The 20191-nt window shown below is 37.2% G+C and carries 15 protein-coding genes; 1 reads left to right on the top strand and 14 read right to left on the bottom strand.

Features of this window, described 5'->3' with window-relative positions; all coding sequences use genetic code 11:
• Nucleotides 1-164 precede the first annotated feature (164 nt).
• The 14 genes from SFC47_RS07215 to SFC47_RS07150 form a co-directional block, all read right to left on the bottom strand.
• Entirely contained in the window at nt 165-1508 is a 1344-nt protein-coding gene (locus SFC47_RS07215) for an NfeD family protein (RefSeq protein ID WP_411253558.1), read from the bottom strand.
• 126 nt (nt 1509-1634) lie between these two features.
• Nucleotides 1635-2570, bottom strand: a complete 936-nt coding sequence (gene hflC, locus SFC47_RS07210; RefSeq protein ID WP_411253557.1) for a protease modulator HflC — start codon at nt 2568-2570, stop codon at nt 1635-1637.
• A complete protein-coding gene (gene hflK / locus SFC47_RS07205; protein WP_411253556.1) occupies nt 2563-3528 on the bottom strand; it encodes an FtsH protease activity modulator HflK in 966 nt (321 codons plus the stop codon). The genes hflC and hflK overlap by 8 nt, the downstream gene beginning before the upstream one ends.
• Nucleotides 3529-3921: 393 nt before the next feature.
• Complete coding sequence (locus SFC47_RS07200; protein WP_411253555.1) at nt 3922-4485, bottom strand: hypothetical protein; 564 nt, start codon at nt 4483-4485, stop codon at nt 3922-3924.
• Nucleotides 4486-4532: 47 nt separating this feature from the next.
• Nucleotides 4533-4976, bottom strand: a complete 444-nt coding sequence (locus SFC47_RS07195) for a hypothetical protein (RefSeq protein WP_411253554.1) — start codon at nt 4974-4976, stop codon at nt 4533-4535.
• A gap of 566 nt (nt 4977-5542) precedes the next feature.
• Nucleotides 5543-10003, bottom strand: coding sequence for a coiled-coil domain-containing protein (locus SFC47_RS07190; RefSeq protein WP_411253553.1), 4461 nt, complete (start codon nt 10001-10003; stop codon nt 5543-5545).
• Nucleotides 9996-10754 (bottom strand): DUF6063 family protein, encoded by a 759-nt coding sequence (locus SFC47_RS07185; RefSeq protein ID WP_411253552.1) that lies wholly within the window; start codon nt 10752-10754, stop codon nt 9996-9998. Before SFC47_RS07185 ends, SFC47_RS07190 begins: the two co-directional genes overlap by 8 nt.
• A gap of 35 nt (nt 10755-10789) precedes the next feature.
• A complete protein-coding gene (locus tag SFC47_RS07180; protein WP_411253551.1) occupies nt 10790-12277 on the bottom strand; it encodes a hypothetical protein in 1488 nt (495 codons plus the stop codon).
• Nucleotides 12278-12295: 18 nt separating this feature from the next.
• Nucleotides 12296-13363: a Wadjet anti-phage system protein JetD domain-containing protein gene (locus SFC47_RS07175; RefSeq protein WP_411253550.1), complete on the bottom strand. Its 1068-nt coding sequence runs from the start codon at nt 13361-13363 to the stop codon at nt 12296-12298.
• A gap of 122 nt (nt 13364-13485) precedes the next feature.
• A complete protein-coding gene (locus tag SFC47_RS07170; protein WP_411253549.1) occupies nt 13486-14067 on the bottom strand; it encodes a hypothetical protein in 582 nt (193 codons plus the stop codon).
• Between the two features lie 87 nt (nt 14068-14154).
• Nucleotides 14155-14586, bottom strand: coding sequence for a hypothetical protein (locus tag SFC47_RS07165; protein WP_411253548.1), 432 nt, complete (start codon nt 14584-14586; stop codon nt 14155-14157).
• Nucleotides 14587-14741: 155 nt separating this feature from the next.
• On the bottom strand, nt 14742-14993 hold the full coding sequence (locus tag SFC47_RS07160; RefSeq protein WP_411253547.1) for a hypothetical protein: 252 nt from the start codon (nt 14991-14993) through the stop codon (nt 14742-14744).
• 57 nt (nt 14994-15050) lie between these two features.
• The gene (locus SFC47_RS07155) at nt 15051-15224 is read right to left on the bottom strand and encodes a DUF7662 domain-containing protein (RefSeq protein WP_411253546.1); all 174 of its coding nucleotides are present in this window, start codon (nt 15222-15224) and stop codon (nt 15051-15053) included.
• 382 nt (nt 15225-15606) lie between these two features.
• Nucleotides 15607-18876, bottom strand: coding sequence for a DEAD/DEAH box helicase (locus SFC47_RS07150; RefSeq protein WP_411253545.1), 3270 nt, complete (start codon nt 18874-18876; stop codon nt 15607-15609).
• Between the two features lie 112 nt (nt 18877-18988).
• On the opposite strand from SFC47_RS07150, the gene SFC47_RS07145 reads away from it, so the two are divergent.
• Entirely contained in the window at nt 18989-20107 is a 1119-nt protein-coding gene (locus SFC47_RS07145; protein WP_411253544.1) for a sigma-70 family RNA polymerase sigma factor, read from the top strand.
• The last annotated feature ends 84 nt before the right edge of the window (nt 20108-20191 follow it).

Here is a 20191-nt window from a genome sequence, read left to right as displayed (position 1 = left end):
AGATGTGTTTTCTTTTTAAATAGATTTGTATATGAAATTACTCCAAGAATTAGTATATTACAAATTCAGTTTACACCATAATTATCCATTTATCATTATTAATACAAAACACAAGTAGTATTTCAAATAATTAAAGTCTTTGTATTCTTTTTGGGGAAACAACCTCAATTTTTTTGATTTAATGCCTTATCCAAAGTCGGAATTTCTCTTACATAAATTCGGGACCCTTCTGCCCTCACCACTTTTACTTTCGATCCTTTGCCAATAAAGCCACCTTCACTTACAGCATCTAACCTTTCGTCTTCAATGAGAATGGTACCAGATGGCCGCATGACTGTTACGGTATCCCCAACCAATCCGATTAATTCTAAACGGCTTGTATTTGCAATATACCCGCTTTCTGTCTTCGTGGAATCAGTTAAAATGAGCTTTTTAAACAGGCGCATTCTTTTACCAAAAACCTTAATCATTAAAGCAGATATCAATATGGAAACAATAATGGCCACTAGCAGGGATATCCCCATATAAACTGGATTATCTGCTGCCATAAAGAAACTTGCAACAATTGCGATAAAGCCGATGATCCCTGCAATACCACCTGATATAAACAACTCTAATAGTATAAGGGCGATCCCGATAATAAATAGGATTAGTGTTTCATAACCTGTAAGCCCTGCAACGAGATGTCCATAAAAAAACAACAGCAATGATGAAACTCCGATCAACCCGAAAATACCGAAACCAGGTGAGAATAATTCCAATACGATACCAAGAAGTCCAATCGTTAGTAACAGTGAATAAACAAATGGATTCGTGATAAAGCGGGCAATTTTTTCAGCCATGCTTACTTCAAGAGTTCGTACATCACCTTCGGAGTATCCGAGTAATTCAAGCAGTTCATCAAGATTGTTAACAATTCCTTCAGCATATTTGACCTCTACAGCCTGCTCAGAGGTTAATGTTAATAATTTCCCTTTTTCGGCTCCGTACTCTGGTAAATCAACATTTTCATCCGCCATCGCCAGGGCATAAATGGGATCCCGGTCAGCATGCATGGCCGCGTTTTTCATTTCGGCAAACCAATAGGATTCCGCTTTCTTTCCAGCTGTATTACCATTCTGGTCAATGATTGCAGCCGCTCCCATCGTTGCTCCTTTCACCATGTAGATTTCATCCATATTTAATGAAATATAGGCACCCGCGGATAACGCTCGGTTATTAATAAAAGCCACTGTCTTGGTTTTCGTGGAAGTAAGCAGCCTGCCAATATCTACAGCAGCATCAACGGCTCCACCAGGGGTATTGATCTCAAAAATAATCACGTCCGCATTTTCATTCTCAGCACTTTCAACGGCTCTTTTCAAAAAGGCGTACAATCCCTTTTCAACTGTTTCTTCAATCGGTACAACATAGACAACTTCACCTTTTGCAGAGCTGTCCACTGGGAGCAGCATAAGCATAAAGCCAAGTATGAATGAAATACACGCAACGATCCTTATACCTTTCACTTCCTTTCGCTCCCTTCTTTTTATGTTTCACCTAAAAAACCTTTTTCTTACGAGATAGGACAAGCCCTGCTACACCGAAGCTATTAGCAGGGCATTACCATTCATTTAACTTGTTGGTATCTATGATTAATTTGTATATCCCATCAACAAACGTGTATATGGGGAGTCGGATGGAAGGACGATAACGGTCTCGTCATTAATCGTCTTTTTGTACGATTCTAAAGTTCGGAACATGGAATAAAAGGTTGGATCTTTTGAGAACGCCTGATTATAGATTCTAGCTGCCTCCGCTTCCCCTTCAGCACGAATCGTTTCAGCTTCAGCTTTCGCTTTTGATAGCAATTCCTTCACTTCGCGATCCGTATCTGCTTCTATTCTATTCTTTTCTGCATCACCCATAGACAGATATTCCTGTGCTTTCGATTCCCGTTCAGAAATCATTCTGGTGAATACAGACTGTTCATTCTCCGAAGGTAAATCCGTGCGCTTCATCCTTACGTCAGTAACCACAATCCCATAATGATCATTTCCGAGAAGGTCATTCACCTTTTCCGTGATCCGATCATTTAAAGAACCGCGTGAAGATTTTTCATCATTAATAATTTCATCGTAGTCTAACTGCCCGAGCTCTGAACGAACGACGGAGTAAATAAATTCCTCCATTCGGGATTCCGCTTTTTCAACGGTCCTAGCATTGGTGATCATCTTTTTCGGATCTTCAATTCTCCAAATGGCATAGTTATCGATGAGCATCCGTTTCTTATCCTTGGTGTTAATCTCAGCTTCGGTCACATCATACGTCATTTGATATTTTGGCAGAGTCGTAACACTTTGTATGAACGGAACTTTATAGGTTAACCCTGGAGTTTTCACAATTCGTACCACTTCACCAAACTGCCGAATCACTTTATATTCGCCTTCTTTTACAACGATGAGGTTAAATAGCAATACCCCTAAAAGGATGATGACAATGACTAAAAAGATGCCTATTTTTTTGAAGCTCTGCCAGTTGAAGCCTTTTGGACCACGACCCTCTATGTTGACTACATTGTCATTACTCATTTTTTTCACTTCCTTCCTCATTTGTCTTTGGCTGCTCTTTTTCCAAAGGTCTGATTGGGAAATATTTCAATGTATCTCCATTATCGTTCATAATATAAATTTCAGCATTCGGGAGAACCTGTTCAAGCGTTTCCAAAATTAAACGCTCACGAGTAATATCAGGATTGGTACGATATTCCTCGTACAATTTATTGAAAACGGAAACATCGCCTCTTGCTGTTTCGATCCTTGCTGCTTTATCACCTAGGGCAGCTGAATCAATGGCAGCCACTTCCCCTTTGGCTTCATTAGTCCGTTTGTTTCGATATTTCCCTGCTTCATTAATCTTTGTATTCATTGTTTCACGGGCATCTGTAACATTTGTAAATGCCTTTCTTACCTCATCATTGGGAAGCTCCACATCCTGAAGCTTAACCGCAAGGATTGAAATCCCGATATCGTATTTTTCTACCAATGTAGATAACAAATCCCTGACATCCGCTTCAATTTCAGCCTTTCCAGAGGTTAGGGCGTCATCAATTTTCGAACTGCCGATAATACTTCTTAAAGATGCAGAGGTAGCATTATACAAGATTTCTTCTGGCTTCTCAGCATTAAATAAATATTTGGCTGGCTCGGTTATTTTCCATTGGACGACTAGGTCGGCTAAAACGATATTTTCATCACCTGTAATCATTTTCGTTTCATTTGGAAACTCTTTGATTTCCCCATCCTTCTCTTCATATCCGAATTGTAGACTAAAGGTTTCCTTTGATAACGTTTCAACCGATTGAATTGGCCAAGGAAGCTTAAAATGCAGCCCGGGTTCATTTACCCCTTCTTCAACCTTACCAAAGGTAATAATAACGGCTTGCTCACTCTCATCGACGGTGTACCAAGTGGTGAAACCGACAATACCGACAAGTGCCAATAAAAAAATAAGTCCAACGGTTTTATATATCTTTTTTATAGTATCCATTCCGTCTCCCTTCTTTCTATAAGCCTATAGTTTTATTACGGCTATGTTACAGAAAAGTTTCAATATTTCATAAATAGTGAATTTCCCTTTGCTATATTCCTATTTTTATAGATAGGTTTTTCCCTTATGTTATATATTTCTAAATAGGAGGAAAAGAATAGAATTTCCGTTCATAACATGCATTTCTAGGTTTTCCACGACACTTTTTATGAAGCTTTTTCCATGATCAAAATACCTATAAAACACACCAAAAAGACCCCTAGGAAGATATAGAGGTCTGTAGGTCAGGGCATTGCTTTAATAAATAGTGATATAAAACTTTAATTTACCTTATCAACACTCCGTTTAACTCGTTAAAGAATGAGGACGTCCACTAGCGGAACTTTTTTCTCCTTACTTATTCTCAAGTTTATTTACTCTTCTTTTTACGTCTGCAACCTCTTTGAATAAAAGTTCAACATCAGAGTTAACATCAAAGGCTAAAGCTTTCATGTCTTTTCTTATATAGGTAAAATTTTCTGTCATTAGAGTGGTGGTATGCTTAATTAAATCTTTTATTTCATTTTGTCCGGCTGACAAGTGATCCAACCCTGTTTCTACATTCTCCATCCTAGTTGTTAACTGTTTTTGGCCAATAATTAATTCTGTCTGTCCCTTTTCTAAATTCTCCGTCCGCGTCGTTAACTGTTTCTGACCCGTAATTAATTCATTTTGACCCTTTTCTAGTTTTTCCGTCCGAATAGTTAATTGTTTGAGTCCTGTAATTAATTCCTTCTGCCCCTTCCCCAAATTATCCGTACACCCTATTAATTCTTTCTGCCCTATTTCCAAATTTTCTGTACGGTCTAATAATTCGTTCTGTCCCTTCTCCATTCTAACTGTACGGGTAATTAATTCTTTCTGACCTGAATCTAATTTTCCTAGTTCAAGGAGTATAATATCTAGTTTTTCTTCCATCCAAGTACCCCCATTTTTTGATTGTAAATTGACAGCCATACATATTATTAAAAATCATTATCATCCCAGTGTTCATTCCATGCGTTTTTATTATTTCTTAGAAAAATTTTTTCGTTGATTTTATTTAGAAGCCCTTTCTGCTCTTGGTCGTTTAATAAATCAATCTCCATATTAAGTCTATCTGATAGTGACAGCTTTCCAGCCATGTACATAGTTGTTTGTTTAATTAACTCTCTAATTTCATTATGCCCCAAAGAAATTACATTTTTAACTTCTTCTATATGATCTATTCGAATCCTGTTCTGGTGCTGCGCTCTAATTAATTCTTCATGATTATGATTGATATTTTTTGTATTCGTAACTAACTTTTTTTGTACCTTTTCTATACTTTCAATCCGTCCTATTAGTCCATTTTGGCCTTCCATTATTTCTTGGTGCCTCTCATTTAAAACTTTCAATTCTGATAAAATACTTTTCAGTGTTTCCTCCATAGCGAACCTCCAGGCTTCAATAAAAATGGCAGATTCCAGTAATTGAAACAAATAGATCAACGCCATAATCTTTCCATCGATATTTAGATTCATTATTAAAAAATTGGATTCAAAAAACAATAAAGAATACAAGAGGAGAAATTAAATGATAAATAGTCTGATTCAAGAAGATCTTTCGATAGGTGAAGATAGAAATAGTGGATAGAGGAAGGTAAAAAATAAAATCCTAATAACTACCGATTAAGTATATTCTTTAGAGCTAAAAATTGAAACCTAGCACATTTTTTATCATCCTTTCTTACAAATTGCAATTTTTTGTATACTTTTTATTGCATTTTAAATTTATCATTAATTCATCCCACAAATTTATAGAAATAATGACAAAATGCTGAATTTTTCTATTCATCTCACAAAAAGTGCCTGGCACCTTCCTTTTAATTAGGTGGTGCCTGGCATTTATTTCTTCATAATTTTTCCATGTTTAAAGCCCCAACCAATAGTGGATGGTGCTTTCTGCTTTAGAAAACAGTACTAATAATTAGCTTAGAAATTTTAAGTAAATTCATTTAAAACAAACTAAACTCCACTTCATCAAATGTCCTGCCCCCATGCTGAAGCACTTCTTTGATCATTTCACCCTGTTTTTGCTGGCTAAGTTCAAGTTTCCAATAAACAGGGAAACGTCGACTGACATCTAATTTGATTAATTCTGGCGGTGCAAGGACGATCCACTGGAAGCACAGAATATCAGCAATGGAGAAAATCGGATCCAATATATGAGCTGATACCGCTTGGCCAAATGGATTATCCGTGATTAAAACGGACCAGTTATTGCTGTGTTCCTGCCGTTTGAAGGTCATAATCATCATCATAATCATCGTTCTTGCTGCTAACAACTGACCGCCGCTGCCCTTTGCTTCCATCTTGGAACCCTTGTTTAAAGTTTCCCAGTCGGTATAGTGGTGTTTTCTTGGTTTTTCATATAAAAAGGCATTGGTCGTTTGCGGCTTATAAATAGCCAATTTCGGGTACCGATTTCGCAAAGAAACCAGTACTAGCTGACTATCATCTATATACTTTTTCAATTGACTATCTGTTAAGTTCTCAATGGACTCTTCACTTTCAAGTAGCTTTTCAATCGTTTGGGTAAAATGTTCGCGCAAAAGCCGACGGTATTCTTCGTCATCACCTGTTTCAATTTCTTTTAATCGTTCAATCTCAACAAGCGGGAAGGAGTGACCTTCTTTATTCTTTATTTTCATGCGATTGACCATTTGCTTTAACGATTGAAAAATTCTGATGACACGGATTACAGAACGGTCAACCCAAATCTCCTGTGCATTTTCGGCTTTTTGTTTGTCATCCTTTAACTTTAGCAGTTCATGTTGGATATGCTCGATTACACTTGAAACCACACTTAATCCTGACCGGATTGAATCACTCTCGAGCTGTGGAATCAATTGATTCATACTTTGTTTTAATGGGCCATCAATTTTATCATCCTGAAGAACCGAACCAAGCTGCTTTAATTGCTCCTTGAAGCCCTTATGATAGGTAGTTATCTTATCCGATAATTCCTTGTTTTGACTAATCCATTGTTGAATCAGTTTCTCTGGATCTGCTTTAATTTTCTCTTTATAAGTAACTGGAATCTCACCAACATGTTTAATAGTAAGAAGATGTGTTTTTAGGATATCTTGCTGCTTTTGCAGCTGTTGCTGATTACGAACTAGTTCAGTAATGATTTTTTGTATTTCATCTAAATCTTCTTTTATCTTTTCTAGCGCTTCTTCAACCTTACGTTCCATTTCATCAAGATTCACATCGTCCCAAGACTCTGCACTCCGATAATGCTTCTTAAGAATTTGCTGCTCCAGCTTTGCGATATTTTTCTTTATTTGAAACAGTTGACCATTTAGACCTGTAACATTTCCTTTTTCAGTACCAAGGTCTTGGATGGTTTTATTCATTTCTTCCTTTTTATTTTTTAGCTGTTCCATCAATATTTTTTTGGGCAGTATCGGAACCTTCCGAGCAGTCCAGTTCAAATCGAGTTGATTTAATTGTGCCTTAATCTGCTGTTGGTCCCTTAATTGATACTCTCTCTTCGTTCTTTCTGATGCTAATTCACTATCCGCACTATTGATTTTTTGCTGTAGAAAGTGCCACTTCTTAACCATAGGACCCGCTTCATCAAAAATGGAATTCCGTAAATTCGGTGTTTCCTTATCATCTGCAAATATAGATTGTGTCGTCGGGAACAGAATCGAATGGAGAATTTCTTGAAGATCCCTCGTCTCTCTCTGCATGTTAATTTTCCAGACATTAAAAGATTTTTCCCAGCTTTTCAGATTTTTCACCTGGTCGTCTCTTTGCTTACCCAATGAGTATAAAAGTTTATCAAGCTCTTGTTTTTTAATTTGTGCTACAGCCTTTAATTCTTGATACTGCTGAAACTGCTTATGCTCACTCACCCAATTTTCAAGCTCTTGTTGTTTCTGTTGAGTGGACTGGCGTTCCTGGTACGTTTGTTTAATCCTATTCCCTAACTCTACTAAGTGGGATTCTAAGGAAAGCATTTCAGCTTGTAAATGCTCTCCTTTCTCCTTCAGTTCAGCCAATTGTCCGATAACCGTTTCTTCTTCATTAAGAATCTCTTGAAACGTAATGACAGATAGAGTTTTTACTGACTCTATCATACGTTCTACTTCTTCACGTTTTGCCTGAATTTTATCTAGATCGAGAGTAAAACTATCCGTCAAATCTGCTAACTTTTCCTTCCACAGGATCCATTGTTCTTGATGAAATGCCATAGAAATTCCCTGGTCCCGGACGATTTCAAATGGCAGTTTGTATTCCTGATTCATCCGTTCACGGATAAAAATCGGTACGGGGGAATGCACTAGTATCTGTTGGATTGCCACTTGGTCGACTTTTTTATCCCAATCATGCTGGTGAACTACAATGCCATATGCCAATAATGGATAACGCTCCATCACAAGCGCTTGTTCTTCTGCAGTAAATTCTTGAATCAACTGCGTACCATAAGTAGCCGCAATACCCTCATCAGCTAACCTTTCAACCATTTTGCGAACATCGTTGTTGGCCACCCAGTAGTCATCATTGATAAGTGCGGTATCTAACTGATGGTACCAATAATCTTTTAATGTATTGTCATAGGTATTCTTTAAGTGATCCCGCTCCGTGCTCAACCTATCCGCTATATCTATCCAATCATCTGCAGAAAAACACCGAAACTCTTGGTCGACCAGATAATAATTGCACCATTGCTTATGGAAGGACTTCTCCGCCTCTTGTCTAGCAGCTTTTTTCTTTTCGACTTGTTCCAATTCTTCTTTCTTTCCATTAATCAGCGCACGACATTCACCTTGTTGCTCCCCAACTTCTAGCTTTCTTGCCTGCTGCCCATCCACATCTCTTTGTAGTTCCTCTAACGAAGTATCAAGCTCTTGCAATTCTTTCGTCATTCTTTTATAGACGAGTTCCGGCTCACGGTTCACATCCCTGCTGTATTTCTGCTCCATATTCATTGCCTTTTTGTTGTGTGCTTGAATATGGTCTGTATACCTAATTAAATTGCCATTGACTTTATTTAAATCATTCTGATCCAATTTCATTTTAGATACAACAACATTTATTTCTTTATTCATTTTGCTTTCTAACGTATTAAATTTCTCAATATCGCTCTGTATCTCAGATTCAATAGACTTCCAGCTTTCAGCAAGCTGTTGTTCAATATCAGATATTTGGTCTTTTTCTTCTTTCAGATTTTGGGCATTTTCTAAAATTCGAATACGGTTTTCAATAGTTTCTAATTCGGTTGTCGACTCTATGTAATCTTTTAGCGCAATGTCAACTTCTATATTGTTTTTTTCGGTTTCTAGGAGCTTACTTTCAGTAACCAATTGCTCTACACGAGCCTGACTCGTTTCAATCTTAGTTGATATCTCCCTATAGGAACGACATTCCCTCGCAAACTCTAAATTATCTTTCTGCCATAAAAAATCTGCCTGCTTCTTTTCCATGCTCTGCTTGTCCTGCTGCCATTTTTCTAAATCATACTGATACGTTTGCTTCTGTTCCTCCATGCCGAAAAAAAGATAATTTGCCCGGTCGTGATGCTCCTGCTCCTCAACCTCTAAGCTTTGGCCCTCTTCTAATACCGTTTTAATCGGAACAAGCTTGCCCTGAATCAGCTGATAGGCTTCCTCTCGCTTCAAAAGCTTCGGCAGCTTCTGGGCAATGATAGAATTATCTCGAAAAATCTTAACTAGATTCTCTTCCTGATCCTCTTCAAGATAGGCACTAATTTCCGGAATAATCAGATGATGAAATAAACCAAAGTTGTCTAAGCCCTTTTTAAAATAATGCTCTATGCCGCCCTCATCACGGTTAATCTCTTTCATGTGCTTCCATTCCATCTTTTCTATGCCATACGAAGATAGATATTGGTAATATGCCGTTTGTTTCGACTTAGAATAAAAATGGAATTGCTGCTTATGCTTTTTCAGCCACATCTCCCAGTCTTCATAGGAAGTAGTCAGCTTTTTTTCTTCGTCATAAAGTGGGAGATTTTCAAGCATCCAATCTTCCGGTTTGCGGTATTTACTTGTATATAAAAAGTATTGCGGTTCGGTTTCGATTTCATCTTTATCCTGACCGCTTTTTCGTGCGGTCACACAAATCCCCGTCACTAACCACTCCGCAGGCTCCGAATCCAAGCGCCACTCTAGTGCAACATGAAAGGTATAAGGATCAAATTGCTGCTTTTCATTATAAAATAGTGCATCAATATGATTCTCGCCATTCTTTCCCCATGTCGTTAGTGGCGTCAACGCCTGAAAGATCATCTGCAGCAGCATCCCTTTACCACCGCCGTTAACTAGGGTTAGCAGGGCATGCTGGGGTTCCGTTTCATTGAGAAAATCAAAGATTGTATTTTCATAGTGTTTTTTCATCTTGTCATAGCGGACACCGGTAATCCGCACTTTTTCGATTCTAGGCATGGGTGTCACCTCTTGATGATAGAGTCGTTAAAACAAGGTCACGCATTTCTTCAAAGCGTGCCTGCTGATGGTACCCTTCTTCTAAACGTTCATATAACTCAATCTTAGGAATAACTCGCTTTTCGTCTTCGATAATAAAGACAAGCCCTTCATCTCGTAATAACCTCATTGCCGTATGTATAAGCCCAATATGTGTTTTCCTTGTGTTCGATATCCGTTCGTCTACCGTCTCAGTATCCAGGTCCACCGCCATTGAACCCCAAATATCTGCCATATCGTCTACCGCTAGTCCATAATCCTCGCTAAATTTCCCCTCGGACTCCTTATTTTCCTTTTGCCATTCAGCTAAGAGCTGTGTTACGTTTTTTTCTAGTAAGTAATAAGAAACACCTGCATGTTCCCAGCGAAGATTAGAAGTAGAAGGAATATCAACCTCAGCTAAAAAGACGAACACAATAAGATTCATAAGATAAAAATGTTTCTTGTTCTCTACATCCCCATACCTCTTTTTAAATTGTGTAAACGAGGTGGCAAAAATAGAGCCTTCTGGACGTGCAACTAAATGGATGCGGTCTGCAGTTTGAATAACTCGTGTTCTTGATTCTTCTGCCAGGACTTTTACCGCATCCCGGACTCCATCCTCCTCAAAATAAGGATTCATAATCGGATCATTGGTTAACACCATTTTACGGTTTAATAATTGAAAAAAGATTTTCGCTGCATCTTGTAACTGTTGGGTTGAAATACTCAAAACATCACTTCCTAAAAATATTCGTGTAAGTAATCCTATTCCTTAATCCGTAAGACAAATGGTGAAATACTCATCCCTTTCCAATGAATCATTGGTTCATTGGCATCAATAAAGGAAGTGATGGATTTCCCTTCAAGCATAATAAATCGTTCCTGTTGACGAACTAAATGGGAAAGAAGTAGTAACCGTTCATCCGATTGTTCTTTCTCCAAATCAATAAAAGGGATTGATAATGGCTCACTATGAAATAATAGCCAGAGATCGATGGCCTCTTTTTGCTCGAGCCATTTTTCTTGTAACGATTCCGGGATATCTCGCAATCTGGAAAGATGAAATTCTCCTTTTTCCAGCAATTCTACAAATAGCGGCTCCCATAATCGGACCACCTTTTCCCAATCGACTTCCCGCTTTTGATAAATGATTTCTTCTTTTTCTTCGTCCATTGGCTCGCTTTTTTCTTCCATATGTATATCTGTATCCTGCTCCATCCAGCTCCAATCAAGTGGATAAATAAAATGCGCTTGTGGTGAAAATAAAGGCTCCATAAGAATCTCCATATCGTCTGGTTCCGGAAGCCCTTCTAACACCAGCCAATCCTGAAAATAACTTTTTTGAAATGTGACATGCTGTTGTTTCCAAAAGAGATTAGGAAACTCATAGCGTAGCTCAATCTCTAGGCGCATATTTTCAACAACATTACTTGCCAGCTGATCATGAATTCGCCTTGTTTGCTCTAGTTTCTCTGCAATTTCATAGTGCTGATTGGAGGTGGATATTCGCTGCAGCAGCTGCCGCATTTGTTGAAACCGAGTCTTTTCTTCTTGAAATTGCTGCTTGACCTCTTGCTCGCGTCCACTTCGTAGTTCATGCTCCTGTTGGAAAATAATTTTCGGATTCCGCTTCATACTCTCCCGATAATCCAACTCCCTTGCTATCATCCGTTTCACCCGGGCCATTAAATCATCTAACCCAGACAGAGCTTGTTGAAAATGGCCGTTCTTCACTAGGTGTTCAATATAGAGCTGGTCAATCGTGATTTCCAGCTCCTGAAGAATCTCTCGACTCATAAAAATTAATTCTTTTGCCTCATCGGAGCACCGATAAACCGTTTTCCCACCCTTTTCCCATTGAGACGTTTCCCGGTCTTCAATTAAGTACCGAAAACGGTGGTCTTTCATTCCCTGCTCTTTTTCATCAAACCACTTCGCCGAAAACGGCTGATGCAGTTCTGCTTGACCACTCCAAAGCATCCCATCGACAAAACGCTGAATTAACTCTTCCTGACTGTCTGACTCAATGGATATTTCCAAATCGCTTATACAAGATTTAGCGATTCCTAGTAAATCCTGTTTTTTTCGTTCGGGATTGTTTTCAATTTCACGGTAAAACATCTCTAGCAGAACACTAAGTGCCAACATGTGAGCATAGTCTTTTAACCCACCCAGCTGCATCCCAGATGCTAAATTCCAAATCGGATTCAACCGCTTCATCCGTTCCCCAAAGCCTTGCCATCGTGCCTTCATTTACTTACTCCTTTATGCTTAAATCGTATCAAGAGACAGCACCTCTTGTGGTACTCGCAATTTTTGCTCCCATAGTTGTTGGATTTTAGCTGCTAAATCCGGACGCCCCAGCTGCTCAAACTCTAGCAGGACCCGATTAAGATAGGTTGGATTCTCGTTTTGATTTGTATCAGTTTTATTGGTCAAATCCTTACTCAGTAAGGCCTCATATATCGGCATTGCCAGCTGAATATTTGCGTCAGGATAGGAATCTTTCAGCCGAACATATATCCCCCAGCCCTCCGGATCGATATCTCCGACATAATATATGGTCAAGTCATTTTCATTGGTGATGTCACTTAAGAAATTGAAGCTCTTTTCAATCTTTTTTCCTTCTCCATAAATCAATAAATCTGGATGTATCCCACTAATATCCTTGCCACTATTCATTAATAATCTACATGTATGATAAAATGATTGATTCTCAACAATTAAAACAGTTTTGGCATTTCTAATATCAGCATCTGGCGCTGGCCAAAATGCAAAAGGTTCTCCGTACACTCTCGCCTTCAAATCGTCCAGCGACAGTTGTAATCTTTGTAGTAAAGTGGCACCAACATTTGCAAGGAATTTTTCCTCACCAAAAAGCTGGAAGGAACGTTCCTCCCTTGTCACCCAGCTATACTGTTCCTTTTGTTTTAAAAGTGTATAAATGGATTGAATAAGCTGCCATTCAAAATCTGATTGCCACTCTGGATGCTGCCGATATTTTGATAAATTCAGCTCATCAGAAACTGCTAATACTTGCATATCACTCCACTGATTTTCAAAAGAAGCCTTTTCCAGCCACCATTCAGAATGAAGACTTGGTCTCCTGCCATTTAAAGGACTTTTCTTAACAGGGGAAACAATTCCCTCATCAGTAAGTTCATTCATAATTTGAACAAAATAACGATATCCATTTTCAGCTTGATAGCGAATCGGATCTTTTAACTTATCTTTTATGAGATAATGCTCTACTTGTTGTATATGTATTTTTTTCCGTTTCGTAGGCAATTGCATCGTTTTAAAATAATTTACTAACCACGCCTTCATTTTATCCTTCATCAGGTTTCCACCTTTCGCACCTCTCCTACTATTCTACTAGATTTGACAAAATGAGCCAATAGAAAGTGCCAGGACCTAATGTCGGACCTGGCACATCGCTGTGGAACAATAGTAAAACAAGATTATTCGTGTCGTGCCTGGCACGACGATTTAATAACATCAATTAATTCTTCTGTTGAATATTCCCCATTAATTCCATCTTTTTCTTTTAGATATTCGTAGATCTCCTCATCGGAAAAGTCCCTTTTTAAACCTTTTACAATGGTAGAAAGATATTCATAAGATGGTTTTTTCAATTGAACCTCCTTTACATCCCATGGAGCAGTGAATGTAAAAATCGGATACTGTTCATGTTCACCCAGATAAAGAATATTTCCATACCATGCGTTGTTGCGGAAAACCTGTGAACCCTTTTCAATAACGTCTTCTAAATGAATATCAAATTCTAAACCATTATTTTCTTGTTTAAGGATATCTAAAAATTGTTCACGGGTGACTAAATATTTCTTACTTAACGTGACATTCTCTTTTTCGGAACTTAAACCGATAAAAGCAACTCCTTGAAATCCCCACCTTGCAGCTTCTTTTGCAAAATAAAGCGGGTGCTGAATTTCAAATACTGATTCTTTTAAGGGTAGAGATGTATTTCTGCATCCAATTTCAACTTTACTAGATCCAGCAGGTTTTCCCCCTTTTTGTAACACATAAATCTTTCAATATTGATATTTGAACCGTAACTGGCATACCAAACATAATCCATGTCATCTTTACCTACTTTCATTAATTTCCTTCTATAAGTTCTCTAATCTCAACTTACTTAGTGCTTCTTTAACTTCATCATCAAATAGAACTTCCATACTCATGTCGTGTTCATACACATAGAAGATTAATACATTGGTAACTTCATAAACATTATAAGAAACAATATCCATTGTCGCTGTTTTGTCACGAAAGTCTTCTAATCCCTTTTTTCGTTCTTTCGCTGAATCATAGATATACACCGATAACAACTTTCCATCTAATTCATAAGATGAAGGTTTGACACCATTAAGTTTCATTGCAAAAATGGTATCCTTGCTTAATTCTTTATTTTCTTTAATGACTAATTGCTGTTTTTCAAAAGAAGATACAACTTCATTCAGCGTAATCATATTGGAATTTATTGATTGGCAGGATGCCAATAAGAAAACAATTGATATAAGAATTAGAGTTACCTTATTCAAAAAACCACAGCCCCTAATTTGTCGTTATACTTTGACAAATTGCTAAACACTTTGCTCACCTTGAAAAACTCCCCCGAATATTTGTTCTTATACAAATTATTTAAAGAAGTTTATCTTCCTTTGCTATTCGTTTTACACATGAAAGTTTAAACTTTTTAAAAACGGTTAATGGCTGATTTTGCAGCTTCTAATAAACTTCTAAATTTCTCTGTTGTAAAGTCTTCAAATTTCACCATATTTCGTTCATCGGTATATGAATTAAATTCACTAGTTACCCTTTGTACAAGTGTTCCAGGAACATAACCCGTCCCACTAGTTTTTAATTGTTGAACAATTGCTCGACCGTTAAACCACCCACTGAAGCGATTATTGGCTAATTCCCGAATTTCAAGACCACTTTCTTTCATTACTTCGATACGTTGTTCAAATAAACCCACTGCTACTCTCCCCTTTGAACTAGCTATTTATTTTATTAATGTCACTTTATTTCCGGGTTTTACCTCAGTTGTTTTCCAACCAGCCATCAACCATGAACGTGCATGTGTGTGAGTTCCTTCTGTTTCATTCGCCCACCACGCAGAATATTTATAAGCAGAGGCAGGCAATTTAAACGTAAGTATTTCTTCAATTTCATTCATAGATAATGTAAGTTGTCAAACTTCTTTCTCCTTTTTAGTAAGAGATTGATATAACCTTTCATATTCCCTGTATACACACAATGCCACTCCAATCACTAAGAAATATATATATTATGGTTCAAACCATATCCAACTTTTTACCTAATAATTTCGACACGCACCTATTAAAATCCCTTTTAGTTTATAAATTTTTTATCCTTATACCATCTTTTGATCCTTCTTAATTGTTCTAGTGATCCCTTGTAAACCGTTAAATGATTATCTGGCCCAGCCAGAGGAATCGAATGGTGAGCAATCTAAATATATACACAATAAAAGAAAAATCAGGCTTAAAACAAATCAACGCCCCTCTGATTGTTAATGATCAAAGGGGCGCAGTATATTAGGATGACTTTGCAGCTAACCTTGCTAGTACCTCTTGAGGAATATGTCCTAAAAAGTAGTCCTCTATATAATTCCAAAATTGTTCCGTATCAACTTCATTTTCAAACAGGAACATGAGCATCTCTACGGATATTTTATGCCGCTTGTAAACATTTTGAAGAATTACATTATTGTATCTGTTCGGTTCTTTTACAGTCCTGTCTAATTGTAATCGGGAGTTGATTCTGATGTAAATTTCAGGCTTGTCTCCGCCATTTACTTGATATAACAGTAATCCCAATGCCTCAATCATTCCTAAAAGAACAAACAGTTTTTCAATACGTGTGTCATTGGCTTTTGGAAGAAATGTTTGATATTGGTCCTCTGAAATCTTGACCGTATTTATATCAGCCAATAGTTTAGAGGTTTCACTTACGATCCAATCCATAAAAGCTGCATAGCCACTAGTAAGGACGTATGCATTACGCTCCTCGTAGTATTTTAGGAACCTGGTGTAAAAATTGGAACTCTTTTTCTGCATTTGGTCATAATTATCCGCACTTTGCATTATAATACTGGCCAGATTTTCGCAAAAGTATTTATTTTTTCCGGTTACCTTTTGGAGTTCTCTTGCAAAGTCATGTACGGTAAAATACTTCCCTTCTCTAACAAACACACCGAATACTTCAGAAATTTTACTTACATTTCTTTTCAAGGCATTCAAAAATTTTGAACTATTCTCTTCCTTTAGGTCTAATTCAAGTTGCAGAACCGGCATAATATCCTTTAGAATCGGTAATTTTAGCTTTTCATCCTTTTGATGAAATAATCGTTTAAAATTTGGGAATGACAAGTGTTCATATTTGTCCTCCCAGAGTTTTTTCAAATCACCTATATAAATATTTCCAAAAATATTGTTTGTACCAGTATTTCGTTCGCGGGCAATAGTAAAATAGGAACCATACTTCCGGAGTATTTCCACTTCATTCTTTTTTTCAAACATGAAGTACTCTTTTGCAAAAATGCTTCTCGGTCTCGCCACAATAGGTGAATAATTTAGTTTAGCGATAAAGTCCTTTTCGATAATAAGCAGCGCTGTCTTAAGCTTGTTATCGATATCTTCATCTTGATCATTATTCGCTGACTTCTTCTCGAAAATATACCGAAAATCCTCTGCACTTACCAATAGGTTACGAGCATGACTTTTACCTTTATTTTGGTCAAGTATAAGAAGAATTTTCTCCATCACCTGAATAAGTTGGTGCTTCCTGATCGTAGATACACCGTGTAAGCGATTGACGTGAACAAAATCCTTGGACAAATAATCAAAGAACGCTCTGCCTTCCTCTAAATCACGGGCTGCACGTCCGATTTCCTGCACATAATCACATACATTTCCTGTAGGTGCAAAATGATAAATATTTGCAATATCGGGAATATCGATTCCCATCCCAAAGGCCTTCGTCGCCAGCATCACCCGTGCTTCGCCTTTTAGGTATTTTGCAAAGCTTTCATTCTTATCTTCCTTGGCCATTGGTCCATAATACATAACAATCTGATTTAATAAGTCACTCTTGTTGGTCCGAACATGGTCACGAAATTTATGGATAAGTGCAACGGTCGGAAAATAAATAAGCGTTTTTTCTCCTCTTGGTAAAAATTGATTCTCAATTCTGTGAAGCATAATCCTAAACTTATCATGAAGGTATTCATTAAACCGTCCTTGCTCTTTTTTGGATTGTTTAATTAACACCTGTAAATTATCTCGTTTTACATACCCGAAATAACTGATCGGATTAATTAAATTTAAGCTGTCACGTGTTTCAGAGTACATATCTTCGACTCCGCCGTAAATGGCCGTTGCTGTAAACGTCGCAATCGGAAAGCCCTTCCCCTCTTTGTTCATTTCTTTCCGGAGTTTATTTAAATAGCTGCCTAAATACCAATAGTCAGATCGAAACGCCTTTCCCCATGTCGTAACGATATGCGCTTCATCGACAACAAACAATCCAATTTGCTGATCACCTATTAACAATTTAATATCAGAACGGCTAAGTAATGTTTCAGGGGAAATATAAAGTATTTTTATTTTCCCGAGTTTAATTTTTTCAATGATATCCAATTTCTGTACAGGAGTAATTTCAGAATTAATGGTAGCTGAGATGTCAATATCCTTTCGTTGCATCCCTTCCACCTGATCCTTCATTAAACCAATTAACGGGGAAATAACAATGGTCATGTGGCCATAGTTCTCCGCTAAATAAATAGCAGGTATCTGGAACATAATAGACTTCCCTGCGCCCGTCGGTGAAGTAACAAAGATGTCCTTATAGGAATTCCCCGTCTTTGCATGTTCAGCCTGCTTGACGATATCATCAATAATTTGACTTTGGGGAATTTCGATAATTTCTTTATTGTTTATTGGGTCGTTAATGTTCTTATACATTTTGAGGTTCCGAAAGGACGGAAAATGCCAAAATCGATTCAGTATATCTACGTATTTCTTGTCATCAAACTGTGCTCTTTGGTCTAATGATTTGGTTACAAGATGCAGTGTTACCTTCTCTTCAAGTAGAAACTGAAGGACCGAGATTCTTTCTTTATAACGATTAGGAAGAACGTCTAGATCACCAGAAAACGATATATAATATGTATCATGATCCCTGCCATCCTGTAGCAGCTCCTCAATTAATGATAGGAAATCGTCCTCAACTTCAGAAAGCTCCAAATTAACTTCAGAATAGATACTTTGCTCGGTTATGGAAACGGCATCTGGATTTTCTATAAAAAAGGCTTCTTCTTCACTCTCGCTGGCATAGGTAATATAGAAAGTATCGTTTACTTTCTTTAATCCTCCATAATATTCTGTAAAAATGGAAAAGGATGGATGGTCAAAATCATCATCATTCAAAAATTCATCGTTTTCAAAGATCTCTGAATACAACTCTTCAATCTTCTGCACCGAATATGTACATGGGTAAAATTGATGATAAACATTGTTTTTAAAAACTTTTACCTCAAAATACATGGAAAGAATGGGAGCTCCAATGGAAAGAAATTCTTCAAACGTACACCATAAAGCATTTCCTGGATTACTTGCTGTTTTCATAATGACTTCTTGCAGGAGCTTCGGTTTTTCAGTATGAAGACGATGTAGGTCAATAGTCACTGGTAATGTTACTAACTTCTCCAAATCCACTTTCTCTAGTATATAATGTGGAAATCCTTTAAAGACAAGCAAGGGTGTTTTACTAGATTTCCCTTGTATTTGTTGGATTTTATGATTCAAAATTCTTTTAAAAACAACATCCACTTTCTACCACTTCCTGAAATAGTATTTTAATTTTAGTAAATATGTACTAAAATAAGAATATAAATATAGTAAGAAAGAAGGAGAAACTTTGCAACCATCAATGTTGAATGTTTCCCAGCAGCTACAATTCCTAGAAACCCACTTTCCTAATAAGGAACTAATATATATTGAAGATGCAGTCCAATTTATTGAAGGTATCGTAAATACAAAGGTTAAACAAGAGTTAATCATGAACTATTTGAAGTCAAAAGGTTATAAACAAATTGAAAAGAAGCAACCTAAGGTGAAACAGACCACATCGAAGTCTGATGAATTTGATTTTGACCTCGATGATTTCTTAGAATCAAATAAAGATGTAGAAATTCATGCGAAAATACCAGCTAAGAAAAGCTCCTACGAGAGTAACAGCGAGATGATTCAGTCGTACCAATTTGAACATGATGACAAAATGCGTGCTGACATAGTTGTACAAAACTTACGACTCGTTCATAAAGAAGCAAGCAAATTGCAAAATTGGATGAAGCATAAGCTTTCTTATGATGACCTTGTTCAGGAGGGAATATTCGGTTTACTTAAGGCAATTGAGCGCTTTGATGGTTCTTTAGGAAACCAATTTTCTACCTATGCCGTCTGGTGGATTCGTCAGGCGATTTTCCGAGCCATCTGCAACACCGGTTCCACAGTGAGAATTCCTGTCCATATGATCGAACTCGTAAATAAAATGAGAAAAATGGAACGGCAGTCCATGAATAATGAGGATAAAATCAATATAGATTTTGTTTGTGAAGCATTAAATATCACCTTTGAAAAATATGAACAGATAAAACAAGTCGAAAGTAATTTCTTTCAAATAACCTCCTTAAATGGTGTCGTTTCGGGGGAAGACGGCGATACAGAGCTGCTTGAATTTATTTCAAATGACCATGTTAACCTTTTGGGAATTGATATGTCCGATTATCAGGACCCTTACTTATCGATTGAGAGAATCGATGAATATGATAAGCTTTACAAAGCTTTGGATGGCTTAAAGGAAAGAGAAAAAGATATTATTATAGAACGTTTTGGTATTAAGGATGGCGAAAATAAAACACTTGAGGAAGTCGGCAAAAAATACGGCGTAACACGTGAGCGTATTCGCCAAATCGAAGCAAAAGCAATGAAACGTCTTCGTTATCGGATCAGAAAAAAAGATTGGATTTCTGCTTAAGACAGAAAGAAAGCACATTTTTTCATGGTAAAGCTTATTACTTTTACCGTTGAATAAATGTGCTTTTTTCTATAATTGAATTTT

The organism is Neobacillus niacini (genome assembly GCF_046591715.1).
Lineage (GTDB): Bacteria > Bacillota > Bacilli > Bacillales > Cytobacillaceae > Neobacillus > Neobacillus niacini_L.
The sequence above is the reverse complement of the archived record's forward strand: the minus strand, read 5'-3'. Positions and strand labels throughout refer to the sequence as shown.

Bases quoted from the DNA above. Each gene is read 5' to 3' on its own strand.
- hflC (WP_411253557.1), bottom strand. From the start codon at position 2,570: ATGAGTAATGACAATGTAGTCAACATAGAGGGTCGTGGTCCAAAAGGC.
- hflK (WP_411253556.1), bottom strand. From the start codon at position 3,528: ATGGATACTATAAAAAAGATATATAAAACCGTTGGACTTATTTTTTTA.
- SFC47_RS07200 (WP_411253555.1), bottom strand. From the start codon at position 4,485: ATGGAAGAAAAACTAGATATTATACTCCTTGAACTAGGAAAATTAGAT.
- SFC47_RS07195 (WP_411253554.1), bottom strand. From the start codon at position 4,976: ATGGAGGAAACACTGAAAAGTATTTTATCAGAATTGAAAGTTTTAAAT.
- SFC47_RS07190 (WP_411253553.1), bottom strand. From the start codon at position 10,003: ATGCCTAGAATCGAAAAAGTGCGGATTACCGGTGTCCGCTATGACAAG.
- SFC47_RS07180 (WP_411253551.1), bottom strand. From the start codon at position 12,277: ATGAAGGCACGATGGCAAGGCTTTGGGGAACGGATGAAGCGGTTGAAT.
- SFC47_RS07175 (WP_411253550.1), bottom strand. From the start codon at position 13,363: ATGAAGGATAAAATGAAGGCGTGGTTAGTAAATTATTTTAAAACGATG.
- SFC47_RS07160 (WP_411253547.1), bottom strand. From the start codon at position 14,993: ATGAAAGAAAGTGGTCTTGAAATTCGGGAATTAGCCAATAATCGCTTC.
- SFC47_RS07155 (WP_411253546.1), bottom strand. From the start codon at position 15,224: ATGAATGAAATTGAAGAAATACTTACGTTTAAATTGCCTGCCTCTGCT.